Origin of the sequence: Pseudomonas sp. YH-1 (genome assembly GCF_051990045.1) — a bacterium.
GTDB classification, from domain to species: Bacteria; Pseudomonadota; Gammaproteobacteria; order Pseudomonadales; family Pseudomonadaceae; genus Pseudomonas; species Pseudomonas nicosulfuronedens.
This window is the reverse complement of record NZ_CP178184.1, coordinates 6,383,489-6,404,822: the sequence shown is the minus strand read 5'-3', so window position 1 is coordinate 6,404,822 and position 21,334 is coordinate 6,383,489. Positions and strand designations below refer to the sequence as shown.

Sequence of the window (21,334 nt, the reverse complement as noted above, 5' to 3'; positions counted from 1 at the left end):
GGTCAGACCAGATGGTTCTCCACCGCCCAGACCGCCGCTTCCACGCGTGAGCGCATGCCCAGCTTGTGCAGCACGCGCTTCACATGGACCTTCACGGTGCCTTCGGTGATATCGAGTTTGCGCGCGATCATCTTGTTGCTGTAGCCGTGGGCGAGCTGGCGCAGGATCTGCCGCTCACGGTCGGTGAGTTCCTCGATGCCCTTGGGGCGGTCATCGCCGCGCAGTGCCTGGGCCAACACCTGGGTCAGCTGCGGACTGATGGTCAGTTGGCCGGTGGCGGCCTGGCGGATGTGTTCCAGCAGGCGCTCGGGCTCCATGTCCTTGAGCAGGTAGCCGTCGGCGCCAGCCCGCAGCACGTTGATCACGTCGTTGCGGTCATCGGAGACGGTGAACACCACGATGCGCGCATCCTCGCCGTTCTCGCGCATGGCACGCAGGGTATCGAGGCCGGTCATGCCCTTCATGTTGAGGTCGAGCAGGATCATGTCCGGCTCCAGCTCCGCAGCCAGGCGCAGGGCTTCCTCACCGCTGCCGGCTTCGCCCACCACTTCCAGATCGTCCTCGAATTCCAGCAGCTGGACCACGCCCTTGCGCATCATCGGGTGGTCATCGACGAGCAGGATGCGCGCGCGGTCATCGGTGGGGGCGGCCGTCATGGGTGGGTCTCCGGGTACTGCGACAGGGGTTTGTGGGTGAAGCGCACACTGACCCGCGTGCCCTGCGGCTCGCGCGGGGCGATGGCGAAGGTGGCCTCCAGGGTCTGGCTGCGCTCCCGCATGATGCTAAGCCCATAGTGCCCATTGCGGCTCTGCGCTGGGTCAAAGCCCACTCCATCATCGTCCACGGTGATGCACACGTAGTCCTCGGCATCCTCGAAGAGGGTCACCTTGGCCTGGCTCGCCTGGGCATGGCGCACGACGTTGGACAGCGCTTCGCGGACAATCTGCAGGATGTGGATTTCCTCGTTGGGGTTGAGCGGGATGTGCGCCAGGCGGTTGTCCAGCTCGATGCTCAGGCCGCCACGTTCGGCGAATTCCTCCACGGTCTTCACCAGCGCAGCTTCCAGGCTGGACTGCTCCAGGCTCAGGCGGAAGGTGGTGAGCAGCTCGCGCAGCTGGCGGTAGGCGCTGTTGAGGCCTTCGCGCAGTTCGTCGAGGGTCTCGTCGATCTTCTCCGCCGGCACATCGCGCTTGAGCAGGGTGGCCAGTCGGCTGACCTGGATTTTCAGGTAGGACAGCGACTGGGCAAGCGAGTCATGCAGTTCGCGGGCGATGGTGCTGCGCTCGGCGAACAGCGCCAGGCGGTTCTCCTGTTCCTGTTGCAGGGACAGGGCGAAGGTGCGCGCAATGTTGTCGCAGAAGCCTTCGACGAACTGCCGTTGCCAGTCTTCCAACTGGCCGGTGGTGGTCTCGATGAACAATTCGCCAAAGCGGTGCTCGCCGATGGACAGCGGTTGCATCAGCAGCGGGTTCAGGCTGCGTACCGGCTCGCCGCAATGGTCGGCCTGGGCGCGGCAGTCGCCACAGTTGCCCTGCAGGCAGAAACCGCCGGTGATGCCGTCGGTGGTCAGCGAGGCGTAGGCGCGCTCGACACCGTCCTTGTTCAGGCACAGCGTCACCTTGCCGGCTTGCAGCACGCGTTCCAACTGATTCAGTAGCGGTTGCAGGGTGCGTTCGTCGTAAGGGTCCTGGCCGAGGCGACGGGCGCTGTCGTAGAGCAGCTCCAGGCGTTGGTGGCTGTTGGACAGGGCACGGGTCTTGTCTTCCACCCGCGCTTCCAGTTCGCGGTAGCTGGCTTGCAGCTCCTCGGCCATCTGGTTGAAGCGCTCGCCCAGCTGGCTCAGCTCGTCTTCGCCGCTGCTGCTGACCCTGGCGTCGAGGTCGCCCTCGCCCAGGCGGCGGGCGGTGGTGGTCAGTTCGCGCAGCGGCCCGACCACGTGGTAGCTCAGGTCATAGAGGCTGATGAACACCACCAGCAGGCTGAGGAACAGGCACAGGCCCTGCACCGTGCTGAGCATCTGTGATCGGTATTCAGCGTTGCGCTGCAGAGTGCCGACGAAGCCGTCGATATGCCCGACGAAAGTGTCCAGGGTGCTCAGGGCTGGCGCTTCGGAAAGGTCTAGGTTCTGTAGTTCCTTACGCAACTGGTCGTGCTGCTGGCGGATCGGCGCGTCGGCGTCCGCACGGCGCAGCAGGCGGGTGATCTCGTCGTTGTCCAGGCGCGCGGCGAGGGTCGATTGCAGGGCCTGGCGGTTGATCGGCGAAGGGTCCAGCGCCAGGCGATAGGTGAGCATGCGCAGCGAGCCGGCCTGATTGATTACCGCCGCATCCTGGTGTGAGTAGTCGGCGAACAGCAGGGCGCTGAACATCCCGGCCAGGGCCAGCGACACCAGCAGGGTGAGGTAGCAGCCAAAGCGCACGACGATGGATTTGCGCAGGGACGGGCGTCCAGCGGGGGGACTACCCACAAAGAATCGGTCGTTGCCGGAAGGCTCGGCAGTGTGTGCCGTATTCATAGTAAATGCCTTTTAAAACAATGAGTTAAGCATTCATATCGGGGATACCCACTAGGAGGTAGCGGCGCGAATCTGCTCATGAATCGCCCTTTCGCTCATTGATGACGATCAAGAGAAGGCGACTAGTCCTTACCTAACGTGCGGGCAAAGGCTGTCAGGAAGTGAGCTTAGCCATGTTGTCCCACCGTCAGAAACAGTACTCCGTGCTCGGCATGAGCACACTGGCGTTCGCCGTGAACTTCGCGGTCTGGACGATGTTTTCGATCATCGGTATCCGCATCAAGGAAGAGCTGGGGCTGTCCGAAGCCCAGTTCGGCTTGATGGTGGCGCTGCCGATCCTTACCGGTTCTCTGGTGCGGCTGCCGTTGGGACTGATCACCGACCGCTTCGGCGGGCGCATCGTGTTCTTCATCCACATGCTGCTGGTGGCCATCCCGATCTACGGCCTGGCCTTCGCCACCCTCTACTGGCATTACCTGGTGCTGGGCCTGTTCGTCGGCCTGGCCGGCGGCTCCTTCGCGGTGGGCATCGCCTACACCTCCTCGTGGTTCGAGAAGGAGCGCCAGGGCACCGCCATGGGCATCTTCGGCGCCGGCAACGCGGGTGCGGCAATCACCAACCTGGTGGCGCCGATGATCGTGGTTGCCTTCGGCTGGCGCATGGTCCCGCAGATCTATTCGGTGGCCATGCTGGTGACCGCGCTGCTGTTCTGGTTCTGCACCTGGACAGACCCGGCTCACACCAAGGGCGGTGACGCCGACCCGAGCCGTCCGCGCCCGACCCTGGCCAAGCAGCTGGCACCGCTGGGCGAGCTGCGCGTATGGCGCTTCGGCCTGTATTACTTCTTTGTCTTCGGCGGCTTCGTTGCCCTGGCCCTGTGGCTGCCCAAGTACTACATCGCCGAATACGGCCTGGACCTGCGCACCGCATCCTTCATCACCATGCTGTTCACCCTGCCTTCTGGCCTGATCCGCGCCCTGGGCGGCTGGTTCAGCGACCACTACGGCGCCCGTGCGGTGAACTGGGGCGTGTTCTGGATCTGCCTGGTCTGCCTGTTCTTCCTCTCCTACCCGCCGACCACCATGACCATCCACGGCATCAAGGGTGACGTCAGCCTCGGTATCGGCCTGAACGTCTGGCTGTTCACCTTCCTGGTGTTCATCGTCGGCATCGCCCAGGGCTTCGGCAAGGCCAGCGTGTACCGAATCATCCACGACTACTACCCGCAGAACATGGGCACTGTCGGCGGCATGGTCGGGGTCATCGGCGGCCTCGGCGGCTTCTGTCTGCCCATCCTGTTCGGCTACGCCGCCGACCACATCGGTGTGCGCTCCTCCTGCTTCATGTTGCTGTTCGGCCTGACCGTGATCTGCATGGTCTGGATGCACTACGCGATCAAGCAGCAACAGCGCCTCGACGGCCAGGCCCGGGTGGCCGACGTCGACGCCTCTCCCATTCCTTCCAGTCAATCCTGAGGTAATGCCGTCATGGGCATGATCGCCAACCCCCAACTCAAAGCCGCCAAAGGACCGTTGCTGGTCGACTGGCGCCCCGAGGACCCTGAGTTCTGGGCGCAGACCGGCAAGCGCATCGCCGCGCGCAACCTGTGGATCTCGATCCCCGCGCTGTTGCTTGCCTTCGCCGTATGGATGATCTGGAGCACCGTCACCGTGCGCCTGAACGCCGCCGGTTTCAGCTTCAGCAACGACCAGTTGTTCCTGCTTGCCGCGCTGCCGTCGATCTCCGGTGCGACCCTGCGCATCTTCTACTCCTTCATGGTGCCGATCTTCGGCGGCCGCCGTTGGACTGCGCTGTCCACCGCCTCGATGCTGATCCCCTGCCTCTGGCTGGGCTTTGCCGTGCAGGACCCGACCACTCCCTACTGGGTGTTTGCCTGCATCGCGCTGCTGTGCGGCTTCGGCGGCGGTAACTTCGCTTCCAGCATGTCCAACATCAGCTTCTTCTACCCGAAGAATCAGCAGGGCACCGCGCTGGGCCTGAACGCCGGCCTGGGCAACCTGGGGGTTTCGGTCATGCAGTTCGCCGTGCCCCTGGCGGTCGCAGGAGGGTTGTTCGGCGCCTTCGGTGGTGAGCCGCAGCAACTGACCGACGGCAGTCGTCTGTTCCTGCAGAACGCCGGCTGGATCTGGGTGCCGTTCATTGCCGTGGTGTCCGTCGCTGCCTGGTTCGGCATGAACGATATCGCCGATGCCAAGGCCTCCTTCCTTGAGCAGTCGGTAATCTTCAAACGCAAGCACAACTGGCTGATGTGCTGGCTGTACGTGGCCACCTTCGGCTCGTTCATCGGCTTCTCCGCTGGCTTCGCCATGCTCAGCAAGACCCAGTTCCCGGACATCAACCCGCTGCAGTACGCCTTCCTCGGCCCGCTGGTGGGCGCCCTGAGTCGGCCGCTGGGCGGCTGGCTGGCCGACAAGTTCGGCGGTGCGCGCATCACCCTGTGGAACTACGCGGCGATGATCGCCGGTGTGTTCGCGGTGATCAGCTTCCTGCCGGGTGCCAATGGCACTGGCAGCTTCTTCGGCTTCCTCGGTTCCTTCATCGCGCTGTTCTTCTTCGCCGGCATCGGCAATGGCAGCACCTTCCGCATGATCCCGGTGATCTTCCGCAACGAATGGGCGGCCCGCCTGAAGCAAGGCCACGTCACCGAAGCCCATGCGGCCAAGCGCGCCAGCATGGAGTCCGCGGCAGTGATCGGTTTCTCGGCGGCCATCGGTGCCTACGGCGGCTTCTTCATTCCCAAGGCTTTCGGTACCTCCCTGGCCATGACCGGCAGCGCCGAGGGCGCCCTCTACGTCTTCGTCGCGTACTACGTGAGCTGCATCGTTGCCACCTGGTGGTGGTACGCCCGCAAGGGCGCGGAAAGCCCTTGTTGACCTCTTCGGCAGATAACGCCGCGCGTTATTCGCCATACGTGATTCGCGAGTCCTGATTTGAGCTTGAACGCCCGGCACAGACCGGGTGAGGAGATACAGATGAGTTACCTACTCGACCGCCTGCAGTTCTTCAAGAAGAAGCAGGGTGAATTCGCCGATGGTCATGGCGAGGTCACCAACGAAAGCCGCGCCTGGGAAAACAGTTACCGGCAGCGCTGGCAGCACGACAAGATCGTTCGCTCTACCCACGGGGTGAACTGCACCGGCTCGTGCTCCTGGAAGATCTATGTGAAGAACGGCCTGATCACCTGGGAAACCCAGCAGACCGACTACCCGCGCACCCGCCCGGACCTGCCCAACCACGAGCCGCGCGGCTGCCCCCGTGGCGCCAGCTACTCCTGGTACATGTACAGCGCCAACCGCCTGAAATACCCCAAGGTGCGCAAGCCGCTGCTCAAGCTCTGGCGTGAAGCCCGCGCCACCCACAACGACCCGGTGGACGCCTGGGCCAGCATCGTCGAAGACTCCGCCAAGGCAAAAAGCTACAAGAGCGAGCGCGGCCTGGGCGGTTTCATCCGCTCCAGCTGGAGCGAAGTCACCGAGATCATCGCCGCCGCCAACGTCTATACCGCCAAGACCTACGGCCCGGACCGCGTCATCGGCTTCTCGCCGATCCCGGCCATGTCGATGGTCAGCTACGCTGCCGGCGCCCGTTACCTGTCGCTGATCGGCGGCGTGTGCCTGAGCTTCTACGACTGGTACTGCGACCTGCCGCCGGCCAGCCCGCAAATCTGGGGTGAGCAGACCGACGTGCCGGAGTCCGCCGACTGGTACAACTCCAGCTACATCATCGCCTGGGGTTCCAACGTCCCGCAGACCCGTACCCCCGACGCACACTTCTTCACCGAAGTCCGCTACAAGGGCACCAAGACCGTGGCCGTCACCCCGGACTACTCCGAAGTGGCCAAGCTCACCGACCTCTGGCTCAACCCCAAGCAGGGCACCGACGCCGCGCTGGGCATGGCCTTCGGTCACGTCATCCTCAAGGAGTTCCACCTCGAGAAGCCCAGCGCCTACTTCGTCGACTACTGCCGCCAGTACACCGACATGCCGATGCTGGTGCTGCTCGAGCCGCACACCGAGGGCGTACTCAAGCCGACCCGCTACCTGCGCGCGGCAGACCTGGCGAACAACCTCGGCCAGGACAACAACCCCGAGTGGAAGACCATCGGCCTGGACGAAATCTCCGGCGAGCTGGTCTCGCCCACCGGCGCCATCGGCTACCGCTGGGGCGAGTCGGGCAAGTGGAACATCGAGGAAACCGAGGGCGGCGAGAAGCGTGAAACCCGCCTGGCCCTGACCCTGATCGACGGCCCGGAAAACGCCTGCGACGTCGGCTTCCCTTACTTCGCCGGCCAGGAACATCCGCACTTCAAGGGTGTGGACAACGACGAGGTGCTGGTGCGCCGCGTGCCCTTCCGCGAGGTCATCGGCGCCGACGGCAAGACCCTGCGCGTCGCCACCGTGTATGACCTGCAGATGGCCAACTACAGCGTCGACCGTGGTCTGGGTGGCCGCAACGTTGCGGCTTCCTACACCGACGCCGACGTGCCCTACACCCCGGCCTGGCAGGCCCGCATCACCGGCGTACCGGCAGCCCGTGCCATCCAGGTGGCCCGCGAATTTGCCGATAGCGCCGACAAGACCCACGGCAAGGCCATGGTCATCATCGGCGCGGCGATGAACCACTGGTACCACATGGACATGAACTACCGCGCGGTCATCAACATGCTGATGATGTGCGGCTGCATCGGCCAGAGCGGTGGCGGTTGGGCGCACTACGTCGGCCAGGAAAAACTCCGCCCGCAGACCGGCTGGGTCCCGCTGGCGTTCGGCACCGACTGGAGCCGTCCGCCGCGTCAGATGAACGGCACCAGCTTCTTCTACCTGCACAGCTCGCAGTGGCGCCACGAGAAGATCTCGATGCACGAAGTCCTCTCGCCGCTGGCCGACACCAGGCAATTCCCCGAACACGCGCTGGACTACAACATCCGCGCCGAGCGCATGGGCTGGCTGCCGTCCGCCCCGCAGCTCAACCGCAACCCGCTGCACATCGCCGCTGACGCCGAGCGCGCCGGCATTCCGGTGCAGGACTACGTGGTCCGTGAACTCAAGGCCGGCAACCTGCGCGTGGCCAGCGAGCAACCGGACGATCCGCAGAACTTCCCGCGCAACATGTTCATCTGGCGCTCCAACCTGCTCGGCTCCTCTGGCAAGGGCCACGAGTACATGCTCAAGTACCTGCTGGGTGCGAAGAACGGCGTGATGAACGACGACCTCGGCAAGGCCGGCGGCCCGTGCCCGAGCGAAGTCGACTGGGTCGATGAAGGCGCCGAAGGCAAGCTGGACCTGGTCACTACCCTCGACTTCCGCATGTCCTCCACCTGCATGTATTCGGACATCGTCCTGCCGACCGCCACCTGGTACGAGAAGGACGACCTCAACACCTCCGACATGCACCCCTTCATCCACCCGCTGTCCGCCGCGACCGATCCGGCGTGGGAAGCCAAGAGCGACTGGGAGATCTACAAGGCGATCGCCAAGAAGTTCTCCGAGGTTTCCGTCGGCCACCTGGGTGTGGAGAAGGACCTGGTCACCGTGCCGCTGCTGCACGACACCGCCAACGAACTCGCGCAGCCGTTCGGCGGCAGCGACTGGAAGAAGGGCGAGTGCGAACCGGTTCCCGGCCGGACCATGCCGACCCTGCATGTGGTCGAGCGTGACTACCCCAACACCTACAAGAAGTTCACCTCCCTCGGCCCGCTGCTGGACAAGCTCGGCAACGGCGGCAAGGGCATCGGCTGGAACACCGACAAGGAAATCAAGCTGCTCGGCGAGCTGAACCACAAGGTCACCGAGACCGGTATCAGCGAAGGCCGTCCGCGCATCGAGAGCGCCATCGACGCCGCCGAGGTGATCCTCGCCCTGGCGCCGGAAACCAATGGCCAGGTCGCCGTGAAGGCCTGGGAGGCGCTGTCGAAGTTCACCGGCCGTGACCATACCCACCTGGCGCTGCCCAAGGAAGAAGAGAAGATCCGCTTCCGCGACGTCCAGGCGCAGCCGCGCAAGATCATCTCCAGCCCCACCTGGTCGGGCCTGGAAGATGAGCACGTGAGCTACAACGCCGGCTACACCAACGTCCACGAGATGATCCCGTGGCGCACCATCACCGGTCGCCAGCAGTTCTACCAGGATCACCCCTGGATGCAGGCCTTCGGCGAAGGCTTCGTCAGCTATCGGCCGCCGGTCAACACCCGCAGCACCGACAAGCTGTTCAACAAGAAGCCTAACAGTCACACCGAGATCACCCTGAACTGGATCACCCCACACCAGAAGTGGGGCATCCACTCCACCTACAGCGACAACCTGCTGATGCTCACCCTGTCGCGCGGTGGCCCGATCATCTGGATGAGCGAGAACGACGCGAAACGCGCCGGCATCGAGGACAACGACTGGGTCGAAGTCTTCAACGCCAACGGCGCCGCGACCTGCCGCGCGGTGGTCAGCCAGCGCGTGAAGGATGGCATGGTGATGATGTACCACGCCCAGGAACGCATCGTGAACCTGCCGGGCAGCGAGACCACCGGCACCCGTGGCGGCCACCACAACTCGGTGACCCGCGTGGTCCTCAAGCCCACCCACATGATCGGCGGCTACGCCCAGCAGGCGTGGGGCTTCAACTACTACGGCACCGTCGGCTGCAACCGCGATGAGTTCGTCGTGGTGCGCAAGATGAACAAGGTCGACTGGCTCGACGAGCCGGAGCAGGGCGGACTGGGCGGTGACGCCCTGCCGCAACCGCTGCCCCAGGACATTTGAGGATTACTGCCATGAAAATTCGTTCGCAAGTCGGCATGGTGCTGAACCTCGACAAATGCATCGGTTGCCACACCTGCTCCATCACCTGCAAGAACGTCTGGACCAGCCGCGAAGGCGTCGAGTACGCCTGGTTCAACAACGTCGAAACCAAGCCCGGCATCGGCTACCCGAAAGAGTGGGAGAACCAGGAGAAGTGGAAGGGCGGCTGGAAGCGTAACGCCGACGGCTCCATCGTCCCGCGCATCGGCGGCAAGTTCCGCGTGTTGGCAAACATCTTCGCCAACCCGGACCTGCCGGAAATCGATGACTACTACGAGCCTTTCGACTTCGACTACCAGCACCTGCACACCGCACCCAAGGCCCAGCACCAGCCGGTCGCCCGCCCGCGCTCGCTGGTCTCCGGCCAGCGCATGCAGAAGATCGAGTGGGGCCCCAACTGGGAGGAAATCCTCGGTACCGAATTCGCCAAGCGTCGCAAGGACAAGAACTTCGACCAGGTCCAGGCGGACATCTACGGTGAGTACGAAAACACCTTCATGATGTACCTGCCGCGCCTGTGCGAGCACTGCCTGAACCCGGCGTGCGTGGCGTCGTGCCCGAGCGGCGCGATCTACAAGCGCGAGGAGGACGGCATCGTCCTGATCGACCAGGACAAGTGCCGCGGCTGGCGCATGTGCATCAGCGGCTGCCCGTACAAGAAGATCTACTTCAACTGGAAGAGCGGCAAATCCGAGAAGTGCATCTTCTGCTATCCGCGCATCGAGGCCGGCCAGCCGACCGTCTGCTCGGAAACCTGCGTGGGCCGCATCCGCTACCTCGGTGTGCTGCTGTATGACGCCGACCGTATCCACGAAGTGGCCACCTGCGAGAACGAGCGTGAGCTCTACCAGAAACAGCTGGAAATCTTCCTCGATCCGTTCGATCCGAAAGTGATCGAGCAGGCGCGCAAGGATGGCGTACCGGACAGCGTCATCGAGTCCGCACAGAAGTCGCCGGTGTACAAGCTGGCCATGGACTGGAAGCTGGCCCTGCCGCTGCACCCGGAATACCGCACGCTGCCGATGGTCTGGTACGTGCCGCCGCTGTCGCCGATCCAGAACGCCGCCTCCGAAGGCCACATCGGCAGCGACGGGGTGATCCCGGATGTCGAGTCCCTGCGCATCCCCGTGCAGTACCTGGCCAACCTGCTGACCGCTGGTGACACCGCTCCGGTGCTGCTGGCCCTCAAACGCCTGCTGGCCATGCGCGCCTACAAGCGTGCCGAACACGTGGAAGGCAAGCAGGACCTGGACGTGCTGAAGAAGGTCGGCCTGACCGTGAACCAGGTGGAAGAGATGTACCGCTACCTGGCGATCGCCAACTACGAAGACCGCTTCGTCATCCCCACTGCGCACCGCGAAGAGGCGCTGTCGGATGCGTTCGCCGAGCGTTCGGGTTGCGGCTTCAGCTTTGGCAACGGTTGCTCCGGCAACTCGGGCGTGAACCTGTTCGGCGGCAAGGCCGTGGACAAGCGCAACGTCATCCAGACCGTGCAGATACAGGAGTGACAGCCATGGGAATTTCCCTTGAGAGCCATAGCCAGTTACTGAAGCTCAGCGCGCTGATGCTCGATTACCCTCGCATCGAACTGCGCGAGGAAAGCCTGGCGCTGCATGCCCTGATCCGCACCTGCGACCTGCCGGAAAAGCAGCGCGACGGCCTCGCCGCGCTGCTCAACGAGCTGTGCAAGGGCGACATCCTCGACGTGCAGGCCCGTTACGACGGCCTGTTCGAGCGCGGCCGCTCGGTCTCCCTGCTGCTCTTCGAACACGTGCACGGCGAAAGCCGTGACCGTGGCCAGGCGATGGTCGACCTGATGGACCGCTACACCCAGGCGGGCCTGGTCATCGACGTCAACGAGCTGCCGGACTACCTGCCGCTGTACCTGGAGTTCCTCGCTCTGCAGGACGCCGAGTCAGCGCGTGTCGGTCTGGCCGAAGTCGCACACATCCTTGCGCTGATCGCCCTGCGCCTGGAGGAACGCGGCAGCAGCTACGCGGCGGTCTTCCACAGCCTGCTGGAGCTGTCCGGCGAGCAGCCGGACCTCGGTGCGCTCAAGCGCGACCGCGAGCAGGAAGTGCGCGACGACAGCCTGGAAGCCATCGACAAGGCCTGGGAGGAAACCCCGGTGAGCTTTACCGAGCCCGCCGCCGGTTGCCCGTCCACCAGCGCCCGGCGGATTTCCTCCGCCGCCGAACAACCCATGCAGTGGGTCGCCCAGCCGGTGCCGCAGATGCAGTACCGGGCGGCCAGAGAAGGAGTCTGAACATGTCCCTCGATCTTCTAGCCTTCGGGGTCTATCCCTACGTTGCGCTCGCCATCTGCCTGATCGGTAGCTGGGCGCGCTTCGACCTCTCGCAATACACCTGGAAAGCCGGCTCCAGCCAGATGCTGAGCAAGAAGGGCATGCGGGTCTACAGCAACCTGTTCCACGTCGGTGTGCTGTTCATCCTCGCCGGCCACTTCGTCGGTCTGCTCACCCCGCACTCGGTCTACGAGCACCTGATCAGCACCGAGCAGAAGCAGCTGCTGGCGATGGTTTCCGGCGGCTTCTTCGGCATCCTCTGCTTCATCGGCCTGACCGGCCTGATCCTGCGCCGCCTGACCAATGAGCGCGTCCGCGCCACCGGCAACGCCTCGGACCTGATGATCCTGCTGGTGCTCTACGTCCAGCTGATCCTCGGCCTGTCCACCATCGTCGCCTCCACCCATCACCTGGATGGTTCGGTGATGGTCATGCTCGCCAACTGGGCGCAGTCCATCGTCACCTTCCAGCCGTTGGCCGCCGCCGAAGCGATCGCTCCGGTCTCGCTGGTCTACAAGCTGCACGTGACCCTGGGCCTGACCCTGTTCGTGCTGTTCCCCTTCACTCGCCTGGTGCACATCGTCAGCGCCCCGGTGTGGTACTTCGGCCGCCGCTACCAGGTGGTCCGCACCAAGCGTCGCGCGGTGTGATGAAGCGGCGGGTAACGCTGGCGCGTTATTCGCCCTACCCGAACCTCGAACCGTAGGGCGGATAACGCGACCGGCGTTATCCGCCATCCGGAGGTAATCGAAATGAGTTGCTCCCACTACGAAGCCAAGGTCGAACACGTCGACCTGCCTGCCATCTCCGTCAATGGCGTTGCCATCGCCGAGGACGAGCTGGCTCGCGAGCTGCAGTACCACCCTGCCGCCAGCCATGCCGAGGCGCTGTACTCCGCCTGCCGCGCGCTGGTCGTGCGCCAGTTGCTGGTGCAGCGCGCCGACGCGCTGGGCCTCGCGGCCGACGCGGAAGAGGGCGAGGCCCCGGAAGAAGCGCGCATTCGCGCCCTGATCGACCGTGAAGTCGGCGTGCCCGAGGCCGACGAGGCCAGCTGCCGCCAATGGTACGAAGCCAACCCCACCCGCCTGACTTCGCCGTGGCGCATGCGTCTGCGCCACGTGCTGCTGGGTTGCGCGCCGGACGACCTGGAAGGCCGCGCCAAGGCCCGCGAACAGGCCGAGGAACTGCTGGCCGAACTGCGTGGACATCCCGAGCGTTTCGCCGAGAAGGCCATGCGCTTCTCCGACTGCCCGTCGAAAGACGACGGCGGTGACCTGGGCTGGATCGAACCGGGGCAGACCGTCCCCGAGTTCGAGAAACGCCTGCTGCAACAGCAACCCGGCCTGCTCGGCCATCCGCTGGAAAGTCGCTACGGCCTGCACGTGGTCGAGCTGATCGAGCGTGATGGCGGCGAGCCGCTGGACTTTGCACAAGCGCGTCCACGCATCGCTGGCTACCTGCGCGCCCAGGTACTGCAGCGTGCCGTCAGCCAGTACATCAGCGTGCTGGCCGGTGAAGCACAGATCGATGGCTTCGTCTTCGACGCTGCGGAGTCGCCGCTGGTGCAGTGAACCGGTTCCGGACCCCTCTCTCCCTATTCCTCCCCCAAGGCAGGGAGGGGCTTCGGAAACGGCCATGAATATCGGCCTTCGCCGCGGATGGCGAGGGTCGGCCGGAGTGAACACCATGTCCGAATGGATCGACGGCCAAGGCCGCAAGATCGACTACCTGCGCCTGTCCGTTACCGACCGCTGCGACTTCCGTTGCGTCTACTGCATGTCGGAAAACATGCGCTTCCTGCCGCGACAGCAGGTGCTCACCCTGGAAGAGATCGAGCGGGTAGCACGCCTCTTCGTCGAACGCGGCGTGAAGAAGCTGCGCCTCACCGGCGGCGAACCGCTGGTGCGGCCCGGTATCGTTCACCTCTGCGAACGCCTCGCGGCGCTGCCTGGCCTGCGCGAACTGTGCATGACCAGCAACGGCTCGCAGCTCTTCCGATTGGCTGGCGATCTGAAGGCGGCTGGCCTTTCCCGCCTCAACATCAGCCTCGACACCCTCGATGCCCAACGCTTCGCCGCCATCACCCGCACCGGGCGCCTGGAGCAGGTGCTGCGGGGTATCGACGCCGCCCAGCAAGCCGGTTTCGAGCACATCAAGTTGAATTGCGTGGTGATGAAGGGTCGCAACGCCGACGAAGTACCGGCGCTGGTGGATTACGCCATCGCCCACGGGCTGGATATCAGCTTCATCGAGGAAATGCCCCTGGGCCAGGTCGGTCGCGAGCGTGAGGAGAGCTTCTGTTCCAGCGACGAAGTCCGCGCGCTGATCGCCGAGCGCCACGAGTTGCTGGACAGCGCCGAACACAGCGGCGGTCCGGCGCGCTATGTGCGCCTGGCGCAGCATCCGGGCACGCGCATCGGCTTCATCTCGCCGCATTCGCACAACTTCTGCTCCACCTGCAATCGCCTGCGCCTGACCGCTGAGGGTCGCTTGCTGCTGTGCCTGGGCCACGAGAACTCCCTGGACCTGCGCGGCCTGCTGCGCCGCCATCCGCTGCACGACGAGCCCATCCTCGAAGCCCTGCGCGGCGCCCTGCAGCGCAAGCCGGCGCGTCACGAATTCACCGTGGGTGACGTGCAGGTGCTGCGCTTCATGAACCTCAGCGGCGGCTGAAACCGACCTCCCTTGGCGGGCAGGATGTCCGCCGCGTGCCTTGCGTCTCTCAATACATCCCTAGGGCGAATAACGCGCAGCGTTATCCGCCACTTCGGTGCGCGCCAATCGTATGCCCTTCTGTAGGAGCGAGCCTTGCTCGCGAACCGCCTTGGCTTCACGGTCTGGGACTGTTCGCGAGCAAGGACTGAACGTCCCACTCGGTCCTGCGACGAGCACATCGCTCCCTGGAAAACAGGCACAAAAAAGCCCCAGCGACATGAGCGTATCGCGGGGGCTTCGGGCATCTGCCAAAAGGTATAACCGTGGAAGCTACGGTAAATCATGCGAAAGAATTGTCTCAAATCCTCCTCGGATCGCTTCGGAACGCTTCCAGACTAAGGCGGGAGCCCGCTGCGCGACATTCCTCCGAAGGAGTAGCGCAGGGCGCGCAAAGGGGAGTGCGCCGCGCGGTCGCAGGACGATTGACGTTGTGTACTTTTTAGTCCAGATTGGATTTTAAGTTTACGCGCGCCCGCGCGTGGACGGGCCAGAACAACAAGTCATTCGCCTGGGTCAGGGCAAGGCAATGCCGCTGCGACCTCCGTGTCGCGCCCCTGGACGAACCAAGACATGCCGTACTCACTGCCAGGACGTACCGGCCGGCGCTCGCCCCGGCGACCACACAACGGAGTTCATCGATGAATCGCAAAGCCCTGCTGGGCGGCCTGATGCTGGCTGCCTTCGCCACCTTCTCCCACGCCGACGACAAGCCATTGCGCATCGGCATCGAGGCGGCCTACCCGCCCTTCGCGTACAAGACCCCGGAAGGCGGCATCGCCGGCTTCGACTACGACATCGGCAACGCCTTGTGCGAAGAGATGAAGCGCAAGTGCCAGTGGGTCGAGCAGGAGTACGACGGCCTGATCCCTTCGCTGAAAGTGCGCAAGATCGACGCCGCGCTGTCCTCCATCACCATCACCGAAGAGCGCAAGCACTCGGTGGACTTCACCCACAAGTACTACTTCACCCCGGGCCGCCTGGTGATGAAGGAAGGCTCGCAGCTGGACGAGCAGTTCAGCCAGCTCAAGGGCAAGAACATCGGCGTGCAGCGCGGCTCCACCGCCGACCGTTTCGCCACCGAGGTCCTGGGCAAGGCCGGCGCCAACGTGGTGCGCTACACCAGCCAGGACGAAATCTACCTGGACCTGCTGGCAGGCCGCCTGGACGGGACCTTCGCCGACTCGATCCCGCTGGAGATCGGCTTCCTGGAAACCCCGCGCGGCAAGGGCTTCGCCTTTATCGGGCCGGAATTCAAGGACCCGAAGTACTTCGGCGAGGGCGCCGGTATCGCGGTACGCAAGGGCAACACCGAACTGGTCGGCCAGCTCAACGCCGCGATCGACGCGCTGCGCGCCAATGGCAAGTACAAGGAAATCGAAGGCAAGTACTTCAAGAGCGATATCTACGGGGACTGATCGCTGCGTCGAGTCGCAGCAAAAAGGCCGCCTTCGGGCGGCCTTTTTCATGGAGCCGAATTGCTCTTCGTAGGATGGGTGGAGCGAAGCGATACCCATGCTGTCCCGTGCACGGTCTTTTCGTTGGGATGGGTGTGATTGCGCCGCTTCGGCGTGCGCGGGAGCTTCTTGTTTCGCCCCCTCGGGCGACCTACTTTGGCAAACGACGGATGGCCGCCCCACCCAAAGTAGGCAAAGGTCTTGCCCCGGACATCCGGTTTTTCGCTTAGGCGAAAAATACCCTCGTTGAATCGAAGTTTCAGAGGCACGAACTAGGCGTCCCCCAGCGAAGGGCCATCCCTGGCCCATCGCAGCTCTCGCGACATCCATGTCGCTCAACCTCTGAAACTCCGCTTCAACGAGGCCTCCTGAACGGGGCCGTCCGGAGTGTTCGGGAATTGTTCTGGAAGTCTTCAAAGCCAAAGCCGTGCGTTTTCCTGCAGGAGCGAGCTTGCTCGCGAACCGGAGCGATATCCGCGGAAGAAGTCGGCTCAAACCTCCTCCTTCAACTCCTTCAGGTGCTTGTACACCGTCGCCCGGCCCATGTTCAGGACATTGGCCACGTAGTTCGCCGCGCTCTTGCCCTTGAACGCGCCCTCGGCGTGAAGGGCGAGAACCAGTTCGCGCTTGTGGTCGCGGCTGAGCGTGGAGAGGCTGAGCTGGCGTTGCTGCAGCCAGCCATGCAGGAAGGTGTTGATGCGCTCCTGCCAGTCGTCGCGGAACAGCGCGTCCGGCTGCGGGATGACCTTGCTGGGGGAGAGGAACAGGTCGAGCGCCGCCTTGGCGGTCTCGAACAGGGTGATGTTGAGGTTGATGCACAGCACCGCCAGCGGCTCGCCCTTGGCGTCGCGCAGCACGGTGCTGATGGAGCGGATCTTCTGCCCGTCCCAGTTGAGCTTTTCGTAGGGGCCGATGTTGCGTTCGTCATGGCCGCCTTCGAGCATGTCTTCCAGCGCCGAGTCGTCGCCGATCTCGCGCTTGGAGATGTTGTTCGCCAGGTACGCCACGCGCTGGTTGCGCAGGTCGTGGATGACCACTTCGGCGTGGGGGAAGAACAGCGCGGCGATGGCGTCGGCGATGGCCTTGTAGTTGTCCAGCGGATCAGCGGCGGTCATGGGCAAGGCTCTCGGAGGCGATGAGGCGGGCGAGGGAGCGGGCGCCGGCGAGTGTGCCGCAAGCGCCCGCAGGCTGTCACGGCGTGCAGCTTACCGGGCCAGCAGGCGCGACGGGGAAAGCATCTCGGCGGTCAGGCCGTGGCAGGTCAGGTGTTCGGGCAGCGCTTCATGGCGGATCAGTGCGGCGCTGGCTTCACCCATGGCGGCGGAAGTCTGGATGCCGTAGCCGCCCTGGCCGGCGACCCAGTACAGGCCGGGCGTGGCGGGGTCATAGCCGGACACCAGGTCGCCGTCGGCGAAGAACGAGCGCAGGCCGGCCCAGGTGTGGCTCGGGCGACGGATGCTCAGGGTGGTGTGTTCCTCGATCTGGTAGATGCCCATGGCGATATCCAGTTCTTCGGGCTGAACGTCGTGGGGTTCCACCGGGTCGGCGTTGGCCGGCGACCCGAGCAGCATGCCGGCGTCGGGCTTGAAGTAGAAGGATTCGTCCAGGCTGACCAGTACCGGCCAGGCGTGGCTGTCCACACCCTCGGGCGGGCTGAACAGGAAGGCCGCGCGACGCTTGGGCGTGAGACCCAGGGGGGCGGCGCCGGCCAGTTCGGCAACCTTGTCTGACCAGCTGCCGGCGGCGTTGACCAGCACCGGTGCGCGGTAGGTCTGTTGCGCGCAGCGGACTTCCCAGGCGCCGTCGACGCGGCTGATTTCCAGCGCTTCGCTGTCCAGTTGCACGCTGCCGCCGTTGCGGCGGATGCCGCGCAGGTAGCCTTGCAGCAGGCCGTCGGTATCGATGTCGGCGGCGCTGGGGTCGAGCATCGCGCCATGGACTTTCTCGCGGCGCAGCACCGGGACGATGGCGCAGGCTTCGTCCGCATCGAGCAGGCGCATTTCAGGCACGCTGGCGAGGGCGCTGTCGTACTGGCGCTGGAGCTCTTCCGGGTTTCCCTCGAAGTCCACGGTCATCTCGCCGCGCGGCGTGAGAATCGGGTGTTCGACGAAGCCCTCGGGCGGGTTGTCGAAGAAGGTGCGGCTGGCGGCGGTCAGGGCGCGTACCTGCGGCGTTCCGTAGGCGACGGTATAGAGCGCTGCCGAGCGGCCGGTGGAGTGGTAGCCGGCGTGGGATTCGCGCTCCAGCACGGCGACCTTGCCGTGGCGGGAGAGGAAGTAGCCGGTGGAGGCGCCGGCGATGCCGCCGCCGATGATGAGGAAGTCGACTTCGATCATGGGAGTCTCCGGCTCAGGCGTTCTTGCGTTGCAGATGGTAGAGCGCATTGGCCAGGGCGACGTCTTCCAGGCCCAGGCCGATGGAGCGGAAGAAGGCGTGGCGCTGGTAGTCCGGCTTGGCAGCCTGGCCGCTGACCAATTCCGGCAGATCACCACGGATGGCGTCGTCCCAGCCGTGCTCGTCGCGGGCCAGGCGCATCTCGCCAGCGGTGGCCGGAGTGGTGGCGCGGTAGTCGCAGTACACGTGCATTTGCGCGAGCGACTGCGGCGGCACTTCGTGGGCACGGGCGACGTTGGTGCTGATGGAAGTGATCAGCGCTGGCTTGCTGAGGATCGTCGGATCGAGCACCGGGGTGCCGGAAGAGGTGCACAGCAGTACGACATCGGCGTCGGCCACGGCGGCCTCGATGCTGGTGGCCGGTTCTGCCCGCGAGTCGATAGCGCCGAACTGGGCCAATACACCGGCATTCAGGTTCGGCGAGTACACGCGGATGCTCTGCCAGTCACGCAGGCCGGCGACGTAGCGCAGGTGCGCACGAGCGACCGGGCCGCTGCCGACGATGGCCAGGCGTTTGGCGTCCGGACGGGCCAGTTCCTGCACCGCCAGGGCGGTGGTAGCCGCGGTGCGCGCGGTGGTCAGGCTACCGGCGTCGCACAGCAGCAGCGGCTGGCCGCTTTCCATGGACATCAGCAGGCTCCACGCGGTGACCAGCGACTTGGGCTGGCGCACGATGTACGGGGAGGTCTTCACGCCGTAGACCTGCTGCGAAGCCAGCACGCCCAGGTAGTTGATGAAGTCGCCGCCGCCGTTGGGGAATTCCACCAGTTGCTGTGCGGGCTGCACGGCGCTGCCGGCGGCCAGTTCGACGAACATGTCGCGCATCGCCTGGAGCACGTCGACCTGATCGAGCAGGAGTTCGGCGTCGGCCTGGTTGAGGGTGAAAGGCGTGGCGGCGGACATAACGAGACTCCGATAGTGGATTTATTTTTCCATTCTGGACTCTGTTGTCTTGATCGGCAAGGGCGGGTGGTCGGATGAGCGACCTATAGGAGCTAGCTTGCTCGCGAACGCATTCGCCGGTGGTCCGGGTGTTGTGCGGTTCGCGAGCAAGCTCGCTGCTACAAGAAGGCGACTTACAGCTTGAACTGCGCCACCAGCTCCTGCTGGCCGCCGGCCACGCGGCGCAGGTGCTCGCCGCAATCACGGGTGTGCGCAGCGGTCTTGCGATTCTCCACGGTCATGTCGCTCAGGCGGTGCATGTGCTGGTTCACTTCCTGGGTCGTGGCGGCCTGCTGTTCGGCGGCGGCGGCGATCTGGAAGGCCATGGCGTGCACGCCCTGCAGGGACTCGTCCAGCGCGCCGAGGGCCTCGATCACGGCCTGGGTGTCCTGCTCCAGGGTGTGGGCCTGTTCGCTGGCGCCGCTCATGCTCGACTGGGCCTGAACGGAGGAATCTCCCAGGCTGCCGACGATGGCGACGATCTCGTCGGTGGCGCTGCGGGTGCGCTGGGCGAGGCTGCGCACCTCATCGGCGACCACGGCGAAACCACGACCCGCTTCACCGGCGCGAGCGGCTTCGATGGCGGCGTTGAGGGCGAGCAGGTTGGTCTGCTCGGCGATGGAGCGGATCACGTCGAGCACCGAACCGATCTGCTGGCTCTCGCCGGCCAGAGTCTGAACCACACCGTCGGCCTGGCGCAGGCCGACCAGCAACTGGTCCTGACGGCCGATCATGTGCTGCAGGGTGCCCTGCATGGCGACGAAGGCCTGGCGCGCGGCGGCGCTGCCGTCGGCGCTGCGGCTGGCGCTACCGGCGATTTCCTGCACGGTGGCGGCCATCTGGTCGACGGCGCTGACCACCATTTCCAGCGCTTCCTGCTGCTGGTCGAGGTGGTTACTGGTGCGTCCGGCGGCGTCGAGGATATCGCCGCTGGCATCGCCCACAGCCTCACTGGCCTGCCGCAGGCGCTCGACGACCTGGCGCCAGGCCACGGTCATTTCGCGCAGGGCCTGCATCAGGCCGCTGCTGGCTCTGGCGTCGTCGCCCAACTTGAGTTCGCCACTGGCCAGGCGTTGGGCCAGCGCAGCCATGCTGGCCGGCTCGCCGCCCAGAGGGCGCATCACACTGCGGCTGACCAGCCAGGTGCCGGCGGCCACGCCCATCAAGGTCAGCAGGCCAAGCACAAGGATCTGCCACATCAGCTTGCGCACCGGGGCGAAGGCCTGGGCCTGGTCCATTTCTGCCACCAGCGCCCAGTGCACGCCATCGAGGTTGAGCGGCACGAAGGATTTCAGTGCGGGCTCGTTGCTCAGTCCGATTTCGGCGAGGCGTCCCTGTTCACCGGCCAGGGCTTTCCCGATGGCCTGGCCGGGCAGCGCGGTGGGGCTTTCCTTGTCGCGGCGCACGTGGTGGTCAGCGAAGCGCACCGAGTCCGAGCGCAGGCTGCCGTCGCCGCCTACGAGGTAGGTCTCGCCGTCGTCGCCCAGGCCCTGGCGGTTCTGCATCACTTCGTTGATCGCCGCCAGCGGCAGCTCCAGGACCAGCAACAGTTGCAGCTTGCCGTTGTCCTTGATCGGCGCGGCCAGCCATTGCACGGGCTGCTGGTCGTTGGGCGCTTGCTCCAGGTCGCTGATGCTGGCCTTGCCGCTGTCCAGTGCCTTGCGGATGAACTGGCCGAACGGCGTGTCGCGCCACTGCGGATCACCGATGTTCTGTTGGTAGTCGACGCCACGACCAAGGCTGAACACCACCTTGCCGTCGCCGGCCACCAGGCGCAGTTCGCGGTAGCCGAAGGTCTTGATGAAGTTCTCGAATACCGGGCGGTCGTAGTTGGCGGTGGTCACCAGGGAGTCGCTGTCCAGCCCTGCGTAGTTGCTGCCCAGGTTGGTGGCCAGGCTGCTGAGCTGGTCGTTGCGGGCCTTCCAGGCGTCCATCAGCTGCCGCTGCTTGATGCTGGCGACCGCCTCCAGGGCGTTCAGGCTTTGTTCTTCGAGGGCACGGCTGGCCTGGAGATAGACCACGATGGCCATCACCAGCACGGGGATCAGGCCGACCGAGAGGAAACTCAGAGCAAGTTTGGCGCGCAAGGGCATGGGAGGATTCCGACGAGTTCTTGGAATTGTTCTCGCGTGCTTTGCAAGAAGCGTGCGAATTTTTTTACGTCTGTAAATAAAACTGAGCAAAAAAGGCTGGAACG

Annotated in this window: 15 protein-coding genes; 9 read left to right on the top strand and 6 right to left on the bottom strand. The window is 64.8% G+C overall.

Going from position 1 to position 21,334, the window contains the following annotated elements:
* Nucleotides 1-2 precede the first annotated feature (2 nt).
* Nucleotides 3-656 (bottom strand): two-component system response regulator NarL, encoded by a 654-nt coding sequence (narL, locus tag ACKI1H_RS29675; protein WP_138526687.1) that lies wholly within the window; start codon nt 654-656, stop codon nt 3-5.
* Nucleotides 653-2,515, bottom strand: a complete 1,863-nt coding sequence (locus ACKI1H_RS29670) for a histidine kinase (protein ID WP_440467187.1) — start codon at nt 2,513-2,515, stop codon at nt 653-655. The genes narL and ACKI1H_RS29670 overlap by 4 nt, the downstream gene beginning before the upstream one ends.
* A 173-nt stretch (nt 2,516-2,688) precedes the next feature.
* On the opposite strand from ACKI1H_RS29670, the gene ACKI1H_RS29665 reads away from it, so the two are divergent.
* The 9 genes from ACKI1H_RS29665 to ACKI1H_RS29625 all read left to right on the top strand — a co-directional run bounded on the left by ACKI1H_RS29665 (nt 2,689) and on the right by ACKI1H_RS29625 (nt 15,762).
* Entirely contained in the window at nt 2,689-3,990 is a 1,302-nt protein-coding gene (locus ACKI1H_RS29665; protein ID WP_138526689.1) for a nitrate/nitrite transporter, read from the top strand.
* A gap of 12 nt (nt 3,991-4,002) precedes the next feature.
* Nucleotides 4,003-5,409, top strand: coding sequence for a NarK family nitrate/nitrite MFS transporter (locus tag ACKI1H_RS29660; RefSeq protein WP_138526690.1), 1,407 nt, complete (start codon nt 4,003-4,005; stop codon nt 5,407-5,409).
* A gap of 99 nt (nt 5,410-5,508) precedes the next feature.
* Nucleotides 5,509-9,288 (top strand): nitrate reductase subunit alpha, encoded by a 3,780-nt coding sequence (locus ACKI1H_RS29655; protein WP_440467186.1) that lies wholly within the window; start codon nt 5,509-5,511, stop codon nt 9,286-9,288.
* A gap of 11 nt (nt 9,289-9,299) precedes the next feature.
* A complete protein-coding gene (gene narH, locus ACKI1H_RS29650) occupies nt 9,300-10,835 on the top strand; it encodes a nitrate reductase subunit beta (protein ID WP_138526692.1) in 1,536 nt (511 codons plus the stop codon).
* 5 nt (nt 10,836-10,840) lie between these two features.
* Nucleotides 10,841-11,593 carry a nitrate reductase molybdenum cofactor assembly chaperone gene (gene narJ / locus ACKI1H_RS29645; RefSeq protein ID WP_138526693.1) on the top strand — a complete coding sequence of 251 codons (753 nt, stop codon included), beginning with the start codon at nt 10,841-10,843 and terminating at the stop codon, nt 11,591-11,593.
* A 2-nt stretch (nt 11,594-11,595) separates the two neighbouring features.
* The gene (narI, locus tag ACKI1H_RS29640) at nt 11,596-12,282 is read left to right on the top strand and encodes a respiratory nitrate reductase subunit gamma (protein ID WP_138526694.1); all 687 of its coding nucleotides are present in this window, start codon (nt 11,596-11,598) and stop codon (nt 12,280-12,282) included.
* Between the two features lie 102 nt (nt 12,283-12,384).
* Nucleotides 12,385-13,203, top strand: a complete 819-nt coding sequence (locus tag ACKI1H_RS29635; RefSeq protein ID WP_138526695.1) for a peptidylprolyl isomerase — start codon at nt 12,385-12,387, stop codon at nt 13,201-13,203.
* Nucleotides 13,204-13,318: 115 nt separating this feature from the next.
* Nucleotides 13,319-14,305, top strand: coding sequence for a GTP 3',8-cyclase MoaA (moaA, locus tag ACKI1H_RS29630; protein WP_440467185.1), 987 nt, complete (start codon nt 13,319-13,321; stop codon nt 14,303-14,305).
* Nucleotides 14,306-14,985: 680 nt separating this feature from the next.
* The gene (locus tag ACKI1H_RS29625; protein ID WP_138526697.1) at nt 14,986-15,762 is read left to right on the top strand and encodes an ABC transporter substrate-binding protein; all 777 of its coding nucleotides are present in this window, start codon (nt 14,986-14,988) and stop codon (nt 15,760-15,762) included.
* Nucleotides 15,763-16,292: 530 nt separating this feature from the next.
* On the opposite strand, the gene ACKI1H_RS29620 is transcribed toward ACKI1H_RS29625, so the two are convergent.
* The 4 genes from ACKI1H_RS29620 to ACKI1H_RS29605 form a co-directional block, all read right to left on the bottom strand.
* Nucleotides 16,293-16,916, bottom strand: a complete 624-nt coding sequence (locus tag ACKI1H_RS29620; protein WP_138526411.1) for a helix-turn-helix transcriptional regulator — start codon at nt 16,914-16,916, stop codon at nt 16,293-16,295.
* 90 nt (nt 16,917-17,006) lie between these two features.
* On the bottom strand, nt 17,007-18,137 hold the full coding sequence (locus ACKI1H_RS29615) for an NAD(P)/FAD-dependent oxidoreductase (RefSeq protein WP_440467184.1): 1,131 nt from the start codon (nt 18,135-18,137) through the stop codon (nt 17,007-17,009).
* A gap of 13 nt (nt 18,138-18,150) precedes the next feature.
* Nucleotides 18,151-19,098 carry an ornithine cyclodeaminase family protein gene (locus tag ACKI1H_RS29610; RefSeq protein WP_440467183.1) on the bottom strand — a complete coding sequence of 316 codons (948 nt, stop codon included), beginning with the start codon at nt 19,096-19,098 and terminating at the stop codon, nt 18,151-18,153.
* A gap of 173 nt (nt 19,099-19,271) precedes the next feature.
* A complete protein-coding gene (locus ACKI1H_RS29605; protein ID WP_440467182.1) occupies nt 19,272-21,230 on the bottom strand; it encodes a methyl-accepting chemotaxis protein in 1,959 nt (652 codons plus the stop codon).
* Nucleotides 21,231-21,334 lie beyond the last annotated feature (104 nt).

What these genes read in the sequence shown, in the direction of transcription:
- narL (WP_138526687.1), bottom strand. Translation starts at nt 656, where the DNA reads ATGACGGCCGCCCCCACCGATGACCGCGCGCGCATCCTGCTCGTCGAT.
- ACKI1H_RS29670 (WP_440467187.1), bottom strand. Translation starts at nt 2,515, where the DNA reads ATGAATACGGCACACACTGCCGAGCCTTCCGGCAACGACCGATTCTTT.
- ACKI1H_RS29665 (WP_138526689.1), top strand. Translation starts at nt 2,689, where the DNA reads ATGTTGTCCCACCGTCAGAAACAGTACTCCGTGCTCGGCATGAGCACA.
- ACKI1H_RS29660 (WP_138526690.1), top strand. Translation starts at nt 4,003, where the DNA reads ATGGGCATGATCGCCAACCCCCAACTCAAAGCCGCCAAAGGACCGTTG.
- ACKI1H_RS29655 (WP_440467186.1), top strand. Translation starts at nt 5,509, where the DNA reads ATGAGTTACCTACTCGACCGCCTGCAGTTCTTCAAGAAGAAGCAGGGT.
- narH (WP_138526692.1), top strand. Translation starts at nt 9,300, where the DNA reads ATGAAAATTCGTTCGCAAGTCGGCATGGTGCTGAACCTCGACAAATGC.
- narJ (WP_138526693.1), top strand. Translation starts at nt 10,841, where the DNA reads ATGGGAATTTCCCTTGAGAGCCATAGCCAGTTACTGAAGCTCAGCGCG.
- narI (WP_138526694.1), top strand. Translation starts at nt 11,596, where the DNA reads ATGTCCCTCGATCTTCTAGCCTTCGGGGTCTATCCCTACGTTGCGCTC.
- ACKI1H_RS29635 (WP_138526695.1), top strand. Translation starts at nt 12,385, where the DNA reads ATGAGTTGCTCCCACTACGAAGCCAAGGTCGAACACGTCGACCTGCCT.
- moaA (WP_440467185.1), top strand. Translation starts at nt 13,319, where the DNA reads ATGTCCGAATGGATCGACGGCCAAGGCCGCAAGATCGACTACCTGCGC.
- ACKI1H_RS29625 (WP_138526697.1), top strand. Translation starts at nt 14,986, where the DNA reads ATGAATCGCAAAGCCCTGCTGGGCGGCCTGATGCTGGCTGCCTTCGCC.
- ACKI1H_RS29620 (WP_138526411.1), bottom strand. Translation starts at nt 16,916, where the DNA reads ATGACCGCCGCTGATCCGCTGGACAACTACAAGGCCATCGCCGACGCC.
- ACKI1H_RS29615 (WP_440467184.1), bottom strand. Translation starts at nt 18,137, where the DNA reads ATGATCGAAGTCGACTTCCTCATCATCGGCGGCGGCATCGCCGGCGCC.
- ACKI1H_RS29610 (WP_440467183.1), bottom strand. Translation starts at nt 19,098, where the DNA reads ATGTCCGCCGCCACGCCTTTCACCCTCAACCAGGCCGACGCCGAACTC.
- ACKI1H_RS29605 (WP_440467182.1), bottom strand. Translation starts at nt 21,230, where the DNA reads ATGCCCTTGCGCGCCAAACTTGCTCTGAGTTTCCTCTCGGTCGGCCTG.